Below are 17,644 nucleotides of genomic sequence, written 5' to 3' on the forward strand. Positions count from 1 at the left end.
TGATGCCTCGCAAGCTGACTCTCGCACTGGTCTTTGTTGCCTGTCTGCTGGTGTTTCTGGTGGTGTTGATGCCCGCCGCCGTGCTGGTGGAGCGGGTTCCACAGCTCCGACCGGGGGGCGCTCCATTGACCCTGGAGACATCCCGTGGCCGCTGGTGGAGCGGTCAGGTGGACTGGCGCTGGCAACAGCAGCAGGGCACACTGGGCTGGACGCTGGATTTTCATGGCTTGACGCCAGGCGTGGAACTTTCCCTGCGAACCACTGCCGGACAGGATGTACGCCTGGCCGGCTGGGTGGGTGGCAGTGATGCGCAAAACTGGCAATTGGATCAGGTGCGCCTGTCCTTGCCGGTTGCACTGATTGCTGACCGAATCCCCCAGGGCGGGGCGGATGGCCGGGCGGATGCCACCGTCATGGGCCTGGCCATTCAGGAGGGTCAGGTGACAGATGCCAGGGCAACGTTGCAGTACGGTGGCGGAACGGTCACCTGGGGCCGCAGTGGCTCGGCCGTTGTGCCGGTGCTGCAAGGGCGGCTGAGCATGGAAGGCGAAACGCCAGTGCTGGAGGTGAATGACCCGGAAGGACAGCGGCTGATGAGTGCCCGTTTGTCTGAGGGGCGTTTCCAGCTCGAGGTGCTTCGTGCCTGGCCAATGCTTTTGGGTGTGAGCCAGGGTGGCCAGCCCGATGATGTGGTTTTTCAGATGTCCCAGCCTTTTTCGCTGGGGCAGGCAGGGACGCAGTAGTATTCTTCTCTCCCTCGCCGTTACAGAATATAGCAATAAAGGGGCGCTCGATTCCGCTAGCCTCTGTGCTCGCTGGTCGGGGTATCAGCACGTCCAGCCATAACGATAAAGGAAGAGCAGGGTCGTGAAGTTGCAGTTTTCAGAGTGGGGAAAGGCTTACCCCTGGGGCAAGCCGGTGCGGTGGCTGTTGGCCGTAGCACTGGTGATTGCGCTGGCGTGGGTATTGGCCGAGACCGTCTGGCTGTTGCTCTACGGCCCCAACGATTCTATTCCCGCAACCGAAAAGACCCGGCTGGAAATGGCCGCCAGTGGCAGTACTACCAGCCTGTCGCAGACGCAGGTGGATGGTTGGCAGCTGTTTGGCGAATATCAGGCGGAACCGCGTGAGGCAAGCAACAAGCCAACGGATGCCCCGGATACCCGGTTGCGATTGGAGTTGCTGGGGGTGTTCCAGACCCCGGACCCGGAGAAGGCCACCGCGATCATTGCCGAGAAGGGTAAGGACGCGGAGCTGTATCACATTGGTGACAGCATCCCGGGCAATGCCTCGCTGGAAGAAGTGTACGCGGACCGCGTCATCCTGCGCCGGGCGGGGCGTCTGGAAACCCTGCGCTGGTCGGAGAACGCCCTGGGCGGTGTCAGTGAGGTGAGTCGGCAGGAGCAGTCCCGGCCGGCGCCGACCCCGGTAGAGGGGGATACGGCGGACATGCTGCAGCAACGCCAGACCATCATCAAACAGCTTTCGCTGAGCCCGGTAAGTGATGGCAGCAACCAGGGCTATACCCTGGGCAAACGTGCCCCCAAACAAATGCTTGCGCAGGTTGGGCTGGAGCCCGGCGATGTGATCCTGTCCGTGAACGGCCATGGGCTGGGCACAGAGGAAAGTGATGTGGCGGCCCTGGAGTCTTTCAAACAGACCCAGCAGGCCAGTATTGTCGTCCAGCGGGGCGATCAGCAATTTACTGTGAATTATCCGCCCTAGGTGGTGTTTATGATGTCCCTTTTTAGAGCCTCTGTGCTTAAGACCCTTTTGGCCGCCTGCCTGTCGGTAGTGGTGTTGTCTGCCCAGGCGGCGAATAACCAGGTGCAGGCCAGCGATGATGGCAAGAGCTGGACGGTGAATATCCGCAATGCAGATATTCAGGCGTTTATCAGCCAGATTGCCGACATGACCGGGAAGAATTTCGTGGTGGACCCGCGGGTTCGGGCACGGGATGTGACCGTGGTGTCTACCAAGGCGCTATCGGCTGACGAAGTGTATGAGCTGTTCCTGTCGGTGCTTCAGGTGCACGGTTATGCTGCCGTTCCGGCAGGCGATATTATCAAGATTGTTCCCAACACTACCGCGAAGCAAAGCAATCTGCCGTTGGTAGACAAGGGGCAGGGAACCGGCGAGGAGTTAGTGACCCGGGTCATTCCCGTGGAGAATTCTCCGGTAGAAGAGCTGGTGCCGGTGTTGCGTCCATTGGTGCCTCAGTATGGCCATCTTGCCGCCGTTGGCTCTGCCAATGCGTTGATTATCAGCGACCATCTGGACAACATCCGCCGGATGGAAGCAATTATTGCCAGCCTGGATAATGCTGAATCTGAAGACGTTCAGGTCATCAAACTCGAGCATGCCTTTGCTGGCGACCTGGTGAAAATGCTTGAGACGCTGACACCGCAAACCGGTGGCCGCCGGGGCAAGACCCAGGAAGGCAATGTGACGGTGGTGGCGGATGAGCGCACCAACCGCCTGATCATTAAGGGCGACCGTATTACCCGCCAGCGCATGGTGCAAATGGTGAAGAGTCTGGATACCGCAGACAGTGCCAGCTCCGGCGTGAAAGTGGTACGCCTGACCCACGGGGATGCCAAGACCCTGGCGGAAATTCTGAAGAATTTTGCCGATGGAGCCTCTGCAGCCAAGCCGGGCGCGGATGGCAAGACGGTGTCTGCAGCCAACAGCAACAGCAAGGTGTCCATTCAGGCGGATGAATCGCTCAATGCGTTGGTGATCCGGGCTGAGCCGGGCATGATGAACGAGCTGCAGTCTATTATCAGCCAGCTGGATGTGCGTCGTGCCCAGATCCTGATTGAAGCGGCGATTGTTGAAGTGACGGGTGAAAATGCCAAATCGCTGGGCTTCCAGTATGTCGGCGGCAGTGATGAATCCGGTGTGGGTGCGGTGAATTTCAACAACGCAGGATTGAGCGTTAATTCTATTCTCCAGGCGTTAGCTACCGATGATCCTTCCGGCCTTTCCCTGAATGACGGGGTTGCCATTGGGCTGGGTGAAACCGATTCCAATGGCGATCTCAAGTGGGGAGCATTGATGCAGGCACTGGCCTCCTCTTCCGATGTCAATCTGCTCTCGACGCCCAGCATCTTGACGCTGGATAACGAAGAAGCGTCGATTATTGTGGGTGAGAACGTGCCATTTGTGACAGGGCAGAGCACTAACACGGGTTCTGGCGTATCCAACCCGTTTACGACGATTCAGCGTGAAGATGTGGGGCTGACGCTCAAGGTCACTCCTCATGTGGCGGGCCTGTCCACCATTCGTCTTGAGCTGGAACAGGAAAATTCCGCGGTCAAGGAATCCTCAGGTGATGCGGTTGATATTGTCACCACGACCCGCAAATTACAGAGCACGGTGCTGGCGGATGATGGCGAGACCATTGCACTGGGGGGCTTGATCAAGGACGACATCCGCAAGGTGGTACGTAAGGTGCCGCTGCTGGGGGATATTCCTCTGCTGGGTTTCCTGTTCCGGACGACGACCAATTCACGTCAGAAAAGTAACCTGATGGTGTTTTTGCGCCCGACGATTCTGGCAGACAATGATCGCCTGGTGCAGATGAGCCGCGAGAAATACATGGGGATTACGGCGCTGCAGTTCGAAGTGAATGGTGATGGCAAGCTGGAACGCGTGATCAAGCACCCGCTGCCGTCCAGTATCGACAAGGTCTTTGATGGTCGCGACCCGGTGACCCGGGAATTCAAGGATGCCTTTGAGGCAGATCAAACCCCGCCGACTTCTCCCTCAGGGGTTGAGGAGGCTCCGGCGGAGAATTAAGCCCGCAGTTGCCCATAAAAAAACGCGCCATAGGCGCGTTTTTTTATGGGCACTGGTAAATGCCATGTGTGGGCAGGGCCGCTGGCAGTGCAGCCTCAGGAAGCGTCAGGATTGCTGCAAGCTGCGCAGGTTGGTCAGCACGCGTCGGCTGCGTTCCAGTTTCTTGTTGAGCTCTTCGTCGTTGGGGTAGAGCGGGGCGACCTGTTTCCAGATTCGGTAGGCTTCCTTGTATTGGCCGCGGGCGTACAGCGCTTCGCCGGTATTCATCTCTTCAGCAAAACGGCGGCGGGCCCATTGTTCCAGGCGCTTGCGATGGCTGGTCAGGGCACTGTTGTCACGATGCGTGTCGAGAAAGTTGCGCGCAGCGAGTAGTGACTGCAGTTGGCCATTGCGTTGGTAGCGGGCCATTAGCAGTTCGGCCTCGGTCTGCAGGGCGCGGTTGCGCTTTGCCCGGGCTTGCTGGTCGGCATCGTTAAGAACTTGCTGGGCACGGGCCAGCTGCGCTGAAGGTGGCTGGTCGGGGGCCAGTTGATGGGCGTAGCGCAGCAGGTCCCGGGCCTGAACCCATTGTTGCCGGTCGGCGAAGTATTCTCCGAGCCGGGTCAGGTCTGCGACCAGAAGGGCGTACTCGTCATCCAGTCGGGCCTTCTCCGCTTTGGCGCGCGGATCGTGAAAACTGGCCAGCTGCTCGCTCAGGCGGGCAGTTTCCAACATGGATTTGGCCTGGGCCTCGCGCCGTTCTGCCAGCAACTGGTTGAGCTGAGTGCCTTCCCAGAGAGAGAGGGTGGCGGTGAGCTCATCGATAGCAGAAGGATCAATCACCTTGTCGCGCTGCCCTTCCAACAGGGCGAAAGCGTTGTCCCATTGCTGCTTGCGGCCCATGGCTTCGGCTTCGATGACCAGCCGTTGGCGGTACTCCTTGCTGGCCAGAAGGATGCCTTCGTATTGGGTCTGCAGCAGTTCGTATTGCGCGTGCTTGGGGCTGGTGTTGTCGACGATGCTGGCGGCCCGGGCATAGTCATGCTCTGCCAGCGCGTCGCTGACGTCCTGTTCCGGGTTGCCGAGGGTGGCGCAGCCGCTAAAGGCCAGCGCGCAGAGCAGACTACTCGCCTTGTGCACGTTGATGCTCCGCGCTCAGTCTTGCCAGGAACTGCGCAATACGCTGTTCCATGAGGGTTTCGGACAGCGCATGGACGCCATCGATACGGAAGGTGCTGACGGGATCGGCCTTGCCGCGAATGCGCATGGCGCCGAACTCGGTTGCCCGCACCCGAGAGGCAATATTGGGGTTGGCGAGTAACGGTGAAGCCGCAATGATTTCGTTGCCGCCAGCCATGTTGGACAGACGAGAGGCCAGGTTGACCGCATCGCCAACGACGGTGTACTGCATGCGGTCCCGTGACCCCAGATTACCCGCCAGCATGTCACCTGAGTTGATGCCGATACGGAATTCCACCGTGGTGTGGCCGTTGGCCTGCCGGTATTCATTCAGGCGTTCCACCAGTCGCTGGATCATGACTGCGCAGCAGAGCCCGTGGAACAGGTGTTCGTCGTCTTTTTCCGGCACGCCGAACACAATCATGGCGCAGTCGCCCATGTATTTGTCGATGGTGCCCCGATAAAAGCTGGTGGCGGTGGTGATAGCATCAAAATAGACGTTGAGCATATCGGCGATGGCGTCTGGCGGCAGGCTTTCTGACAGGCGGGTAAAGCCGACGATATCGGCAAATACCACCGTGGCCTGAACATCGCGGCCACCCAGTTGTACCTGGTCCAGGTCTGCCATCATGTTGCGTGCAACAGAAGGGCTGACAAAACGCTGCAGAACCCGTTCCACCTGTTCTTTCTCAAGCATGCCGTGAGCCATGGTGTTATAGGCTTCTATCAACCCGCCGATTTCGTCATTGCGGCGGTCCTGAATGCGGTAATTCAGGTCGCCCTTGCGCATGGCGCTGGTGGCAGCAAGCAGATCCTGAATCGGTTGGGCAAGCCGCCGGCTGATCACGAACGCCACAATGATGGCGATCACACTCATGATCAGGGTTGCCGTGATCATGGTATCGCGTACTGCTTCCCTGGCCGCCATGATGGGGCGATCAGACAGGGAGATGGCGGTATAACCGGCTACCAGTTCTCCCACGGGAATGGGGGCGTAGTAGGTGGTGACAGGCTCGTTTTCCAGGTTCCAGCGGCGGACAGGTTCCTGCAGGGGCGTTGCTGCCAGTGGCAGGATGCCGGCCTTGTCGATAAGGCCGCCCTCGCGGTTGAACAGGGCGGCGCCGCGCACACTTTCGCTGCGTGTGAGGTTATTGAGCTGTACCTTCAGGAAAAAGGTATCGTCGGCGAGCAGGGGCTCGCGGGCCGTATTGGCGAGTTGCTGGGCAATGGCTGCCCCGAAACTGTCGGCCTGGTCACGCATGCGGCTGAGCTGATTGTTCAGTAGCAGGGTGCCAAGGATGGTCATGCCACACAGGATCAGCAGGGAAATGGATAGCCCCAGTTTCCAGGCAACGGGAAAATAATCGGGCACATAGGGAGCCACCCACTCGCCAAGGCGAGTGCGCAGTGTGCGTTGCTGTCCTGTCTCGTCAGTCACGGCGCATCCTTGTTTCATGCCTAAACGAGTAGGCGACAGGCTTGCCTGGTGGCAGGCATGCTGTCACATTCAATGGGGTCACCCTTGTTTCTTATGCTAACAATAGCATTTTCGTCGTGTCGGGTAAGTAGCCGTCTGACGGTTTTTGAACTGGGCTCAGATTAGGAAGAGAGTATGGCATTTACGCAGGAGCGAAAGGTGGCCGCCAACGGCCTCGAATTCTTTGTGGCAGAAGCGGGTGAGCCCGGTAAGCCGCTGGTGTTATGCCTGCACGGGTTTCCGGAGTGCTGGGCTTCCTGGCGCTATCAACTGCCGGTGCTGGCTCAGTCCGGATACTACGCAGTGGCCCCGGATCTGCGCGGTTACGGCTTTACCGGCGGTCCCAAAGAGGTGGCAGCGTACCGTAACAGCCAGCTGGTCGAAGACGTCATGGGGCTGATTGATGCGTTGGGTTACGACAGTGCCATCCTGGTGGCCCATGACTGGGGATGCGGGCTGGCCTGGCAGGTGGCGCGGCGATACCCGGAGCGTATCAACGCGCTCGTCGGTATGTCTGTTCCCTATGGCGGGCCGGCCCCGGTGGCGCCAACGGAGGCCATGCGCAAGCTGTTCCAGGGTGGGTTCTTCTACATGCTCTATTTTCAGCAACCGGCGGCGCCTGAAGCTGAGCTGGAACAGGATGTCACACGCAGCTTGAAGCTGGTGTTCCACAGTCTCTCTGCGGAGGGTATCCAGGAGTATCGCCCGGCGCCGGATAACACGGCCTTCTTGCAAGGGATGCCAGAACCGGAGGAGCAGCCGCGATGGATGCGCGATGAAGATCTCGCCTATTACGTGGAACGTTTCGAGCACAGCGGTTTTACCGGGCCGATCAATTGGTACCGGGCGATGGACCTCTCATGGGAAGAAGAGCGGGATGATGACAACTGGCAAATTCCGGTGCCCACTTTATTCCTTGGGGGAATGCAGGACCCGGTCATCCAGTTCGGCCAGAAGGCGCTGCAGCGCATGCCGGATTATGTCCCGGATCTGCGTACCGTGCTGATCGATCAGTGTGGTCACTGGATTCAAATGGAGCAGGCGGCGGAAGTAAACCGGGAAATTCTGGCGTTTCTTGAGGAGGTTGAGGGTGGCCGATAGCAGTAATTTTGACCGAGTGGGTGAATTCCATCAGGCCTTTTCCCTGCCCGTAGAGTCTCGGCCTGTCGTGCCGGATGATCGAACTATCCGGTTGCGTCTGGCGTTGCTGCTGGAAGAGTTTCATGAGCTGGCGGATGCCACTTGCCAGCAGCCCAATGCTGCCCAGCGTGCGTTCCTGGATACCCTGTCGCGTGCCCGGGAGCAGCTTGAGTTGCTGACCGAGTTCAATGTCGATCTTGTGGAAGTGGCCGATGCGCTGACGGATATCAACTACGTGACCTATGGTGCGGGTCATACCTTCGGGATTGACCTCAACGCCACCTGTGAAGAAGTGCATCGCAGTAACATGAGCAAGTTGGGGGCCGATGGGAAACCGGTGAAAGATGACCGTGGCAAGGTCCTCAAGGGGCCAGACTATTCTCCTCCAGATTTGCAGCAGGTGCTGGAGAGAGCCGCCGGGTAAGAATAGAACGTCTCTGAAAGTAGCGGGAAATTGATCTGAATCAATGCAGGGGTGGTGGCGGTTGGCGACTATAGCTGCGGGACATGGTCCCGCTGCGTATGCTTCCGGTTGTCTCCGGAACATTTCAGGCCCCGCGTGTCGGGGCCTTTTCTTTTTGTGCCTGCACGGTAAGTCTGGTTACCAGTGAATTCCCTTGAACAAGCGGGAGAAGGCGGCCTGTTCCCGGCTGATCTTTTTCGGTGTGCCTTCCTTGCCGCCGAGCGCCGCGGCGGAATCCGAGAAGAGTTTGTAGCCGGTGTTCATGATCGTTTCCGTGACCTTGGGGGTGAGGAAATGCATGACCTGGCCCATGATTCCCAGGTTGGTCGCAATGCGTTTTGGTTGGCGCACAATGGCGTCACAGATCATATCGGCCGCCTGGGTCGGGCTGATGGTGGGTACGTGGTTGTAGATCTTGGTCGGTGCAATCATCGGCGTGCGTACCAGGGGCATATTGATCGTCGTAAAGCGAATCCCCTCGTGCGCCAGCTCGCTGGATGCACAGCGGGTGAAGGCATCCAGTGCCGCCTTGGATGCCACGTAGGCAGAAAAGCGGGGGGCATTGGTCAGTACGCCGATGCTGGAGATATTGATCACATGGCCGCCGCCGCGCTCAATCATGGCGGGCATCAGCTGCATGATTAGTCGCAGTGCGCCGAAGTAATTGAGCTGCATGGTGCGCTCGTAATCGTGGAAGCGATCAAAGGAGTGCACCACGGAACGACGAATAGAGCGTCCCGCATTGTTGACCAGCACATCCACGTGGCCGTGGTCGGCAATCACCTGTTGGACCAGCTGATCCACGCTGTTGAGATCGGAAACATCACAGCTGTAGGCCTGCGCTGTTCCACCAAGCTGGTCAATCTCATGCAGGGTTTCATCCAGTTTTTCTGCGGTGCGAGCGACCACCAGTACAGTGGCGCCGGCCCGTGCCAGCTTCAGGGCGGTGGCTTTGCCAATACCCGATGTGGCACCGGTGACCATGACGATCTTGCCCTCCACTCGTTCCGGCAGGGTGGGCAGGGGCTGGAGTTCATCCTTGCGCTCGCCGCGGTCCGGATCCAGATGGTTTTCCCAGAAGTCCCAGAGTTGCTGGATGTAGGTTTCCAGCTCCGGTGCCTCGATACCGGTATTTGCCAGGGCGTTGCGGCTACGGCGGTTGTCATAGTCGGTCGGGAAAGTCAGAAACTTCATTGCCGACGGGGGGATATCCAGGTTTTCCAGTGCGGCGTTGACCACCATTTTCGGCGTCATGGCACTGACACCCTTCTTGACGATGCCGGGTACGACATCGAACAGGCTGTTGTCGAGTTTGACTGCCCAGCGTGGCGCCTGCGCCGCGCCGGCAATCACATCCATGATTTCGCCCAGCGAATAGGAGCGATCGGCGGTGAGATGAAAACACTCGCCGTCGCCCTGCTCCCGGTGGGCGATGTGGTCGAGTGCATCCGCGACAAAATCTACCGGCACAATGTTGAACTTGCCGCCTTCGACACCGACCAGCGGAATCCAGTTGGGCAGCACGTCTTTGAGCTTCTGGATCAGTTTGAACAGGTAGTAAGGGCCGTCGACCTTGTCCATCTCGCCGGTTTCGGAATGTCCCACCACCATGGAGGGGCGGTAGATGCGCCAGGGGAGTTTGCTTTCCTGGCGTACCAGTGCCTCGGATTCATGCTTGGTCAGCAGATAAGGGTCGTCCAGACCGGTGGCCTCTTCAAACATGTCTTCGGTGAAGGTGCCATCGTAAAGCCCGGCGGCAGCGATGGACGAAACGTGGTGAAAACACTTGGCTTCCAGTTTCTCTGCGAGCTTGAGGGTTTGCCGGGTGCCTTCAATGTTGGTGTAGCGTTGGGTGTTCTCATCGGCGGTCAGATCGTAAATGGCTGCCAGATGGAAAAAGTGGTCGACCTGGCCTTTCAGGTCGTCCTGGTCGCGTTTACTGATGCCGAGCAACTTGTCGTTGATGTCGCCATGGATGGCCACCAGCTGGTCGGGGTCGGCACCCAGTCGACGGCGAAGGGCGTCGAGCTTGTATTCCGATCCTGAGCGGACCAGTGCGAACACCCGGGTATCGTCCCGCTTGAGCAGTCGGGCCACCAGAAAGCGGCCAATAAACCCTGTGGCACCGGTAATGAAATAGTTCATGAATTGCCCCTTGTTGCGTCCTTGCTGTCCGCCTGTGGCGGGCAGTCTGTGTTGTAGCGCGTTCGACTCTGACAGTTCGATAGTGCGCCGACCGTCTGGCAAGTGCCAAATCTCTTGCCTTACATTTGTTAGTTGGATTTTGTTTCACCTTACAAGTGTTTGTCAAAGATTATTTTGTAATCACCATGTTATTGCCAAATGATCCGTATTCATGGGAATATAAAACTAACAGTTGTTAGTGGAACGGTTATGGCTGAGACAGCGCGGCAGCGACAAAAACGGCAAACTCGTGAGCGGATCCTGGCGGCGGCACGTTCGCTGATGGCAGGGGGGCGAGGCCTGGATAGCCTGGGGTTGCGTGAAGTTGCCCGCGAAAGCGAGCTGGCGGCAACGTCACTCTACAACCACTTTCCCGATATGGAGGCGTTGGGGCTGGCGCTGATCGATTCCTGTTGTTTCCGGTTGCGTTCGGCCATGGAGTACGAGCGTCGCAGTATGATCGAGATTGGTCCGGCCCAGGCGGTGAAAGAGTTGGTTCAGCGGTTCGTTCGTTATCTGGACGAGAATGGCAATGACTTTCGCTTGTTGGTGCAGCAACGACTGGGAAGCCATGACCGTTACCGCTCGCGAATCCAGCGTGAGTTGCAGCTGCTGGTCGATGAGTTGGCGGATGATGTGGGCAAGGCTGTTGCTGCCCGGGGCGGAGCCCCGGTTCCTGCCGAACAGGAAGCGGAAGCGGCCATCGCGATTATGTTCGGTGCCGGGATCTCCATGCTTGATGCCAGTACGGCCGCCCGCAACGTGTTGGCGGAGCATGCCTGCCTGCAACTGGAGATGATGGCGCTGGGGGGGCGAGCCATGGCGGCAGGCTACCGGTTGTAAGTGTCAGTTTTGTGCCAAAGTGGCAATATCCTTGTAGTTTGTGACGTGATTCGTAGGTTTTTGACACTTTTTGCACTACAAAAGGGCATCTTCGAGCAGCTGGCCACAACAGGGAGGTGGTGATGGCGTTTGACCCCAGGGACCCGTACGATGCCGCAGCCCTCTACGACATGTGGCTGAACTGCAGTCGTTGCCCCACGTCTTTCGACTATGAGCCCGGCGGCGATATCGATCTGGACTATTATCATCGCATTGGCCAGCAGGCCCGTGTCGAAAATTGGGCGGTACTCCCCGCACGTAGCCAGGGTGATGAGCTGATGTTCAACGTCCTTTGCCCTGTGTGTGCTGACCGCCTTGGCGTCAGTGGTTGTGATGGCCGCATGGAGCTGGCAGCGCCAGTCATCGACCAGATCTGCCGCGCCATGCGCCTTGCCTCCTGATATATCGGATTTTCCTGCTTTTTTGTGAGCGTTCCTGTCATCGCTCTGGGTCTGTGGGCTGGTTAGACTCCGCTAAACCCTAGACCGGAGTATCCCTCATGAATGCCGATTCCATGTCCTTGGCTGATGCCCTCAAACAGCGCCGTTCCGTGCGTGGCTTTCTGGACAAGCCTGTGCCTCAGGAGGTGCTGGAGTCGGTATTTTCACTGGCCCAGCATGCCCCTTCCAACTGCAATATTCAGCCTTGGCAGGTGTGGGTAGCGAGTGGTCAGGTGCGGGACGCCTTGCGTGAGCGCATGGTGGACAAGGTCAGTCGCGGTGTGCCGTTTGCGCCGGATTATGAAAGCTTGCCCCGTTTCGACGGCGTCTATCGCCAGCGCCAGGTCGATTGCGCCATGGAATTGTACGGCAGCATGGGGATTGCCCGGGAAGACCGGGAAGGGCGCCAGCGGGCCGAGTTGCGTAATTTCCAGTTATTTGATGCCCCTCATGTCGTGTTTATCGGCATGGAGAAGCAGTTCGGTGTGACGGTGGCGCTGGATGTGGGGATGTATATTCAGTCCTTACTGCTGACGATGACCGCTCATGGACTGGGGGCGTGTGCCCAGGGGAGTATGCGTTACTACCCGGATGATGTGCGTGAGCTGCTGGAGATTCCGGAGTCCACGGCCATTGTGCTGGGTATCAGCTTTGGTTATGAAGATCCGGAGATCGCGGCTAACCGTACCCGTGTTGGCCGGGTGGCGCTGGGCGAGTCGGTGCGCTTCTGCGGCTGACAGGCGAGCAGGGCGGGATTGTGCTAGAATGGTCGTTTTCCCGGCAAAGCAGACCTGCATGATCATCGTCAAAGGCTCGTTCCCCATCAAGTCCGACCAGCAACCCGAAGCGCTGGAGCTGGTGCAGCAATTGGCCAGCGCCTCACGCAAGGAGCAGGGCTGTCTTGCCTACGAGGTCTATGTGCAGGCGGATGAACCCCGGGTGATCATGGTCTGGCAGCAATGGCGCTGCCTGGACTCCCTGGAGGTTCATTTCGGATCCGAGCATGTGGATGCGTTTCTGGATGCGATCCCCGACCTCATTGATGGTGAGGTGAGTTCCGCCCGTTTTGATGTTAGCGGTGTGGATGGGGAGCCGGTCGTGGATGAACCCCAGGACATTGCACCGGTAGTGCTGGCAGACAACATTACCCTGCACTGATTTTTCCTCTTTGCCCGGTTCCCGCCATTTCGTTTTAGGCAGCGGGTCTGTCGCCCGCTGCCATGCCCTTTCCCGTTAATCTGCGCTAGTCTCCCAGGTTCGTACTGGCAGGAGCGTGCATGAAAACCCGTATCGAATCCGTAGAAGACATTGTCAGCAGTTTTGCCGGGCAGGGGTATATCTGTAGCGAACAAGTGGCGCTGGCGATCTATCTGGCGGCGCAGCTGAACAAGCCAGTACTGGTGGAGGGGCCGCCCGGAGTCGGCAAGACCGAGCTGGCCAAGACGGCGTCGGCTTTTCTGGAGGCGCCGCTCATTCGTTTGCAGTGCTATGAAGGGCTGGATGAAAGTCGCGCACTGTATGAGTGGAAGTATGGCAAGCAGTTGCTGTACACCCAGTTATTGCGCGACAAGCTGGGCAGCATGCTGGCGGATACCGACAGTCTGGATGCCAGCATGGCAAGACTGGGCGATCTCGGTGAAGCCTTCTATAGCGATACCTTTCTTGAACCTCGTCCCTTGTTGCAAGCGCTTCGCAGCGACGAACCGGCGGTATTGTTGATTGACGAGATCGACAAGGCGGATCAGGAATTCGAGGCATTCCTGCTGGAGCTGTTATCGGATTTCCAGATTTCCATTCCTGAGCTGGGTACCGTCAGAGCGAAGCATCAGCCACTGGTGCTACTCACCAGTAATGATCAGCGTGAACTGTCTGACGCCCTCAAGCGCCGCTGCCTCCACCTCTATATCCCCTATCCGGCCCCGGAGCTGGAGTCGCAGATCGTTTCAGCCCGGGTGCCGGAGCTGGATGGCCAGCTGCGTGATCAGCTGGTGGCGTTTATCCAGTACCTGCGCGAACAGGACATGAAGAAGTTGCCGGCCATCTCGGAAACCCTCGATTGGGCCCGTGCGCTGGTGCTGTTGCATGCTGACAGCCTGTCGCAGGAGCTGGTGGCCGATACCCTGAATCTGGTACTGAAGACCGAGCAGGATGTGACGTTGGCACGGGAGCTGTTGCCAGGCTGGTTGCGCAAGTTCGGGAAGCGCTGATGCCGGTTCGTCGACTCTCGGAGTTTATTCGTGCCCTGCGCGGTGCGGGGCTGCGTATTTCGCCGGATGAAGCCTCCCAAGCCATGGAGGCGGTGGCTCTGGTGGGGTATGAAGGGCGTGCGCGGTTTCATGATGCGCTGTCTGTGACTCTGGTTAAGGCGGAGCAGGACCGGCTGGCTTTTGAAACCACTTTCAGTCGCTTCTTTGATGGCGAAACCGCTGAGCAGGGAGCAGGTGCCCGGGAAAGTGACTCTGCCGGCGATGTAGCGTCGATACTGCCAGCGGATCTTCTGGCTCAGATGCCTGACGAGATACAGTCCCTGCTCAATGCGGATGCCAATGCGTTGAGCCAGACCATGGCAGAAGCCGCGGCGGCCATGAATTTCACCGACATGCAGGTGATCACTCAGCAAGGACTCTACACCCGGCGCCTGCTCATGAGCATGGGAATGGGAGCCGTGGATGATCAGGTTATCCAGCTAAGTCAGGGCTCGGCGACCCAGCAAGCTCAGGCGGACCAGTTGCGGGAGTGGCGTGGCCGGGTGCGTGAGCAAGCCAGCTGCCTGGTGCGCCGCCAGTTTTTGCTGCATGGCACTGGCCATGGTCGCGAGTTGCGTGAGCAGACCATGCGCGCGGTAGCGTTCAGGGATCTTCGCGAATTTCGGGAAGTGCAGGCGCTGGTGCGAAAGATGGCTCGGCGGCTCGCCAGCCTGCACCAGCGTCGTCTCAAACGCAGTCGCCGCGGTCGCCTGGATGGCCGTCGTACGCTGGCGGGCAGTTTGCGTCATGACGGTGTGCCTGCGCAGCTTCACTGGCAACAAATGCCGCCGCGCAAGAGCCGAATCATGGTGATCTGTGATGTCTCCAGTTCGGTCAGCGAACCCGCCCGTTTTTTGCTCCAGTTTCTTTACGCGCTTAACGATGTGTTGCCACAGGTACGCAGCTTTGCTTTTGCGTCACGGGTTGATGAGGTGACGGAAGATTTCAGTCGTTACTCCCCGGATGTGGCGGTTGGCCGGGTGCTGGACAGGTTATCAGGCAGCGGCACCGATTACGGCCAGATGTTCGAGACATTCTGGCGCCGTTGCGAGCGTCAGCTGGATCGGCACACCACGGTGATTATTCTTGGCGATGCCCGGAATAATGCGCTGCCAGAAGGGGCGGAGACCCTGGCGCAAATTCGCCGCAGGGTACGTCAGGTATGGTGGCTGAATCCCGAATCCCGCTCCCAGTGGAACAGTGGCGATGCGGTGATGGACCGCTACTTGCCTCATTGTCGCGAGGCCCATCGCTGCCGTAATCTCAATGATCTGGAGCGTGCAGTGGACCGCCTGTTGGTATCACTGCGTCAGTCGTCCTAGGGCTTGTTGGCGAGACGGATGTCCGGGTCGCGCAGGATCTGTTTGAGCGTGTTTTGCAGGCGTTCAATATTGATCGGTTTTGCCAGGTGTCCGACCATCCCGGCCTCATGACAGGCCTGAATCTTGTCAGGCACCGCGTGGGCGGTGAGGGCAACGATCGGTGTGGCGGGCAGGCGCTTTTCCTTTTGCAGTCTGAGGATGGCTCTGGAAGTTTCAAAGCCGTCCATCTCTGGCATTTCGCAATCCATCAGCACCATATCGAAGGGCTCGTTGGCGGACAGCAGGACCGCAATGGCTTCCATGCCACTTTCGGCGACTTCCGTGCTGAAGCCCAGCTTGCGACACAGGCCCTCGGCCACCATCAGGTTGATGTGGTTGTCGTCGACGATCAGCAGACGCCCACCGGCATGAGGGGTATAGGGTTCAGCCCCCTCTGGCGTCGGGCGATTGTTGCCTTCCCGCGTTTGGGGAAGTGGCAAACGGAACCAGAAGCGCGAGCCTTCTCCGCGCTTGCTCTGGACACCAATTTCGCCGCCCATGATTTCTACCAGCTGCCGGCAAATGGCGAGCCCCAGGCCTGTGCCGCCATAGCGGCGGCTGGTGGAGCTGTCCCCCTGCTGGAAGTGGTCGAACAGGTTGGTGAGCTGTTCGGCGCTGATGCCGATGCCGGTATCGCGGACTTCGAAATACACGTAGTCGCGGTTTTGGGCATCCCGGTGCGCCGTAATACTGATTTCGCCGTTGTCGGTGAATTTCACGGCATTACTGATCAGATTGACCAGTATCTGGCGAAGGCGCACTGGGTCGCCCACGCAGTAGCTACCCAGGTCGTTTGCCAGGCTGACAGTGAGCAGGTTGGAATGGACGCGAGCCTTGTGCTGGAACAGCGCCATGCTGTCTTCGATCAGTTCGTCCAGTGCGAAACTGGTCTGCTCGATGGGCATTTTGCCGGCTTCGATGCGCGAGTAATCGAGGATGTCGTTGATCAGGTTGAGCAGGCTGTTGCCAGATTGCTCGATGACGTGAAGGTTGTGTTTTTGCTCCTCGTCCATGGGGGTGCCCTTGAGCATATCCACGGTGCCAATGATGCCGTTGAGGGGCGTGCGGATTTCGTGGCTCATGACGGCGAGGAATTCACTGCGGGCGCTCAAGGCCGCGTTCAGCTCCCGGGTGCGTTCATCGACCCGGCGTTCAAGGGCCTCGTTGGCTTCGCGTTGAATGCGGGCATTTTCGCTCTTCAGCACTGTCATCCGGTGGGCCAGGGCAAACGACAGTAGTACCGCTTCCAGAAAGGTGCCCAGTTGCATGGCATTTTCCAGTAGCCAGCCGCCTTCGAGAAGTTGAAAGGACTTCAGCACATAGAGCAGTGTGGCAACCGCAACCGCCAGAAACGCCAGCAGAAAATAGCGGGCGGGGCTGTAGCCCTGCAGGACAAGCCATACGGCAAGGCCGGCAGCTATCAGCGGCCAGGGGAAGACAATCGCGGTAGAAACCTGAATGGCCACATGGAAGTTCAGCAGTGTGAACGGGGACAGGACAATCAGGACCCAGGCCATCAGGGTGATGCCACGATGGATTTTCGGGGCGCGGCTCTTCAGATCCAGAAACAGTGTGGTGAAGAGTAATGAAAAGGCCAGGGTCAGCAGGTTCAGTATGGGCAGGGAATAATGGTTCCACAGGATGGCATCTGGCCACAGCCATTGGTAGCCAAGGCCTTCGCGGGTGAACAGGTTGAGCCCGAAGGTGCCCAGATAGAGAACGTACAGCAAGTAACTGCTGTCGCGGATCGAGAAAAACAGCAGCAAGTTGAACAGGCACATGGCGATGATGGCGCCGTAATAGAGCCCGTAAAAGATGGATAGCTGATTGTCCTGGTGGTTGAAGGCTGCAGGGGCACTGAGCGTGAGCGGCATTTCAATGACGTTGTCGCCCTGGGCGCGGAGCAGCAGGAAGCGTTTGCCGTTCTCTGGCAGGGTCAGCAGGGTGACCAGATGGTAGTGAGGGAACTCGCGCAGGCTGAAGGGCACGCGGTCCCCCAGTCGTTGGTGATCCAGCGAGTTGCCGTGTTCATCAAACAGATAAACGTCGAGATAATCGAGGTGGGGGCGGCCCATGCGCAGAAACCAGAACGGCAGTGGGGTCTGGTTTTCCAGTGACACCAGGAACCACTGAAAACCATGCTGAAATCCCAGTGACGGGTAATCCTTGTTGAGCTCGGTGCCCTGACCATTTTGCAGCGCCAGCAGTGCGGATTCCGGGGTGTAGCTGTGGCGGGGGTCTGCCAGCCAGCGCATGCCGTTGGCGACCTCGTAACGGTCCTGTTCCCCGTTGAGGATGACGGCGTGGCCCAATGATGTCAGCAGCAGTAATGGCACCAGCAGTGCCAGGCCCAGCAAGACGCGTCCCTTTGTCATTCCCGATCCTGTTATCGCTGTTATGTGGATCCCGAACAGGTTGTTTTTACAGAATTTACCGGATCTTCTGGAACTGTACGACCTATTACGTCTCGAAAACCATGACTGAACGAAAAA

At 58.6% G+C, this 17,644-nt stretch carries 15 protein-coding genes; 11 read left to right on the forward strand and 4 right to left on the reverse strand.

The window, feature by feature from the left end; genetic code table 11:
- Nucleotides 1-2 precede the first annotated feature (2 nt).
- The 3 genes from A15D_RS08775 (at nt 3) to gspD (ending at nt 3,801) form a co-directional block, all read left to right on the forward strand.
- Nucleotides 3-743, forward strand: coding sequence for a type II secretion system protein N (locus A15D_RS08775; RefSeq protein WP_102791616.1), 741 nt, complete (start codon nt 3-5; stop codon nt 741-743).
- 124 nt (nt 744-867) lie between these two features.
- Nucleotides 868-1,725, forward strand: a complete 858-nt coding sequence (gene gspC, locus A15D_RS08780) for a type II secretion system protein GspC (protein WP_233192184.1) — start codon at nt 868-870, stop codon at nt 1,723-1,725.
- Between the two features lie 33 nt (nt 1,726-1,758).
- Entirely contained in the window at nt 1,759-3,801 is a 2,043-nt protein-coding gene (gspD, locus tag A15D_RS08785) for a type II secretion system secretin GspD (protein WP_233192185.1), read from the forward strand.
- A gap of 105 nt (nt 3,802-3,906) precedes the next feature.
- Here the strand turns inward: gspD and A15D_RS08790 are convergent, their stop codons facing one another.
- Nucleotides 3,907-4,920, reverse strand: coding sequence for a hypothetical protein (locus tag A15D_RS08790; RefSeq protein ID WP_102791617.1), 1,014 nt, complete (start codon nt 4,918-4,920; stop codon nt 3,907-3,909).
- Nucleotides 4,904-6,397, reverse strand: coding sequence for an adenylate/guanylate cyclase domain-containing protein (locus tag A15D_RS08795; protein ID WP_233192186.1), 1,494 nt, complete (start codon nt 6,395-6,397; stop codon nt 4,904-4,906). The genes A15D_RS08790 and A15D_RS08795 overlap by 17 nt, the downstream gene beginning before the upstream one ends.
- 174 nt (nt 6,398-6,571) lie before the next feature.
- On the opposite strand from A15D_RS08795, the gene A15D_RS08800 reads away from it, so the two are divergent.
- Together A15D_RS08800 and A15D_RS08805 are read left to right on the forward strand one after the other, a co-directional pair.
- Entirely contained in the window at nt 6,572-7,537 is a 966-nt protein-coding gene (locus A15D_RS08800; protein ID WP_102791618.1) for an alpha/beta fold hydrolase, read from the forward strand.
- Nucleotides 7,527-8,000: a nucleoside triphosphate pyrophosphohydrolase family protein gene (locus A15D_RS08805; RefSeq protein ID WP_102791619.1), complete on the forward strand. Its 474-nt coding sequence runs from the start codon at nt 7,527-7,529 to the stop codon at nt 7,998-8,000. The genes A15D_RS08800 and A15D_RS08805 overlap by 11 nt, the downstream gene beginning before the upstream one ends.
- A 177-nt stretch (nt 8,001-8,177) precedes the next feature.
- Here the strand turns inward: A15D_RS08805 and A15D_RS08810 are convergent, their stop codons facing one another.
- Nucleotides 8,178-10,184: an SDR family oxidoreductase gene (locus tag A15D_RS08810; RefSeq protein ID WP_102791620.1), complete on the reverse strand. Its 2,007-nt coding sequence runs from the start codon at nt 10,182-10,184 to the stop codon at nt 8,178-8,180.
- A 249-nt stretch (nt 10,185-10,433) separates the two neighbouring features.
- Here A15D_RS08810 and A15D_RS08815 point away from each other — a divergent pair, with 249 nt between their 5' ends.
- From A15D_RS08815 to A15D_RS08840, 6 genes are all read left to right on the forward strand, one after another.
- Nucleotides 10,434-11,066 carry a TetR family transcriptional regulator gene (locus A15D_RS08815; protein WP_102791621.1) on the forward strand — a complete coding sequence of 211 codons (633 nt, stop codon included), beginning with the start codon at nt 10,434-10,436 and terminating at the stop codon, nt 11,064-11,066.
- Between the two features lie 122 nt (nt 11,067-11,188).
- A complete protein-coding gene (locus A15D_RS08820; RefSeq protein ID WP_022986453.1) occupies nt 11,189-11,506 on the forward strand; it encodes a hypothetical protein in 318 nt (105 codons plus the stop codon).
- A 98-nt stretch (nt 11,507-11,604) separates the two neighbouring features.
- Entirely contained in the window at nt 11,605-12,282 is a 678-nt protein-coding gene (locus A15D_RS08825; RefSeq protein ID WP_102791622.1) for a nitroreductase, read from the forward strand.
- Between the two features lie 58 nt (nt 12,283-12,340).
- The gene (locus tag A15D_RS08830) at nt 12,341-12,703 is read left to right on the forward strand and encodes a putative quinol monooxygenase (protein WP_022986451.1); all 363 of its coding nucleotides are present in this window, start codon (nt 12,341-12,343) and stop codon (nt 12,701-12,703) included.
- A gap of 119 nt (nt 12,704-12,822) precedes the next feature.
- A complete protein-coding gene (locus tag A15D_RS08835; protein ID WP_102791623.1) occupies nt 12,823-13,752 on the forward strand; it encodes a MoxR family ATPase in 930 nt (309 codons plus the stop codon).
- Complete coding sequence (locus A15D_RS08840; protein ID WP_102791624.1) at nt 13,752-15,113, forward strand: VWA domain-containing protein; 1,362 nt, start codon at nt 13,752-13,754, stop codon at nt 15,111-15,113. The genes A15D_RS08835 and A15D_RS08840 overlap by 1 nt, the downstream gene beginning before the upstream one ends.
- Here A15D_RS08840 and A15D_RS08845 read toward each other — a convergent pair.
- Nucleotides 15,110-17,527 (reverse strand): hybrid sensor histidine kinase/response regulator, encoded by a 2,418-nt coding sequence (locus A15D_RS08845; protein ID WP_102791625.1) that lies wholly within the window; start codon nt 17,525-17,527, stop codon nt 15,110-15,112. The genes A15D_RS08840 and A15D_RS08845 overlap by 4 nt on opposite strands.
- Nucleotides 17,528-17,644: the final 117 nt, after the last annotated feature.

Source organism: Alcanivorax sp. MD8A, from assembly GCF_002888555.1.
GTDB lineage: Bacteria > Pseudomonadota > Gammaproteobacteria > Pseudomonadales > Alcanivoracaceae > Alcanivorax.

What these genes read in the sequence shown, in the direction of transcription:
- A15D_RS08825 (WP_102791622.1), top strand. Translation starts at nt 11,605, where the DNA reads ATGAATGCCGATTCCATGTCCTTGGCTGATGCCCTCAAACAGCGCCGT.
- A15D_RS08830 (WP_022986451.1), top strand. Translation starts at nt 12,341, where the DNA reads ATGATCATCGTCAAAGGCTCGTTCCCCATCAAGTCCGACCAGCAACCC.
- A15D_RS08800 (WP_102791618.1), top strand. Translation starts at nt 6,572, where the DNA reads ATGGCATTTACGCAGGAGCGAAAGGTGGCCGCCAACGGCCTCGAATTC.
- A15D_RS08820 (WP_022986453.1), top strand. Translation starts at nt 11,189, where the DNA reads ATGGCGTTTGACCCCAGGGACCCGTACGATGCCGCAGCCCTCTACGAC.
- A15D_RS08810 (WP_102791620.1), bottom strand. Translation starts at nt 10,184, where the DNA reads ATGAACTATTTCATTACCGGTGCCACAGGGTTTATTGGCCGCTTTCTG.
- A15D_RS08775 (WP_102791616.1), top strand. Translation starts at nt 3, where the DNA reads ATGCCTCGCAAGCTGACTCTCGCACTGGTCTTTGTTGCCTGTCTGCTG.
- A15D_RS08845 (WP_102791625.1), bottom strand. Translation starts at nt 17,527, where the DNA reads ATGACAAAGGGACGCGTCTTGCTGGGCCTGGCACTGCTGGTGCCATTA.
- A15D_RS08835 (WP_102791623.1), top strand. Translation starts at nt 12,823, where the DNA reads ATGAAAACCCGTATCGAATCCGTAGAAGACATTGTCAGCAGTTTTGCC.
- A15D_RS08840 (WP_102791624.1), top strand. Translation starts at nt 13,752, where the DNA reads ATGCCGGTTCGTCGACTCTCGGAGTTTATTCGTGCCCTGCGCGGTGCG.
- A15D_RS08815 (WP_102791621.1), top strand. Translation starts at nt 10,434, where the DNA reads ATGGCTGAGACAGCGCGGCAGCGACAAAAACGGCAAACTCGTGAGCGG.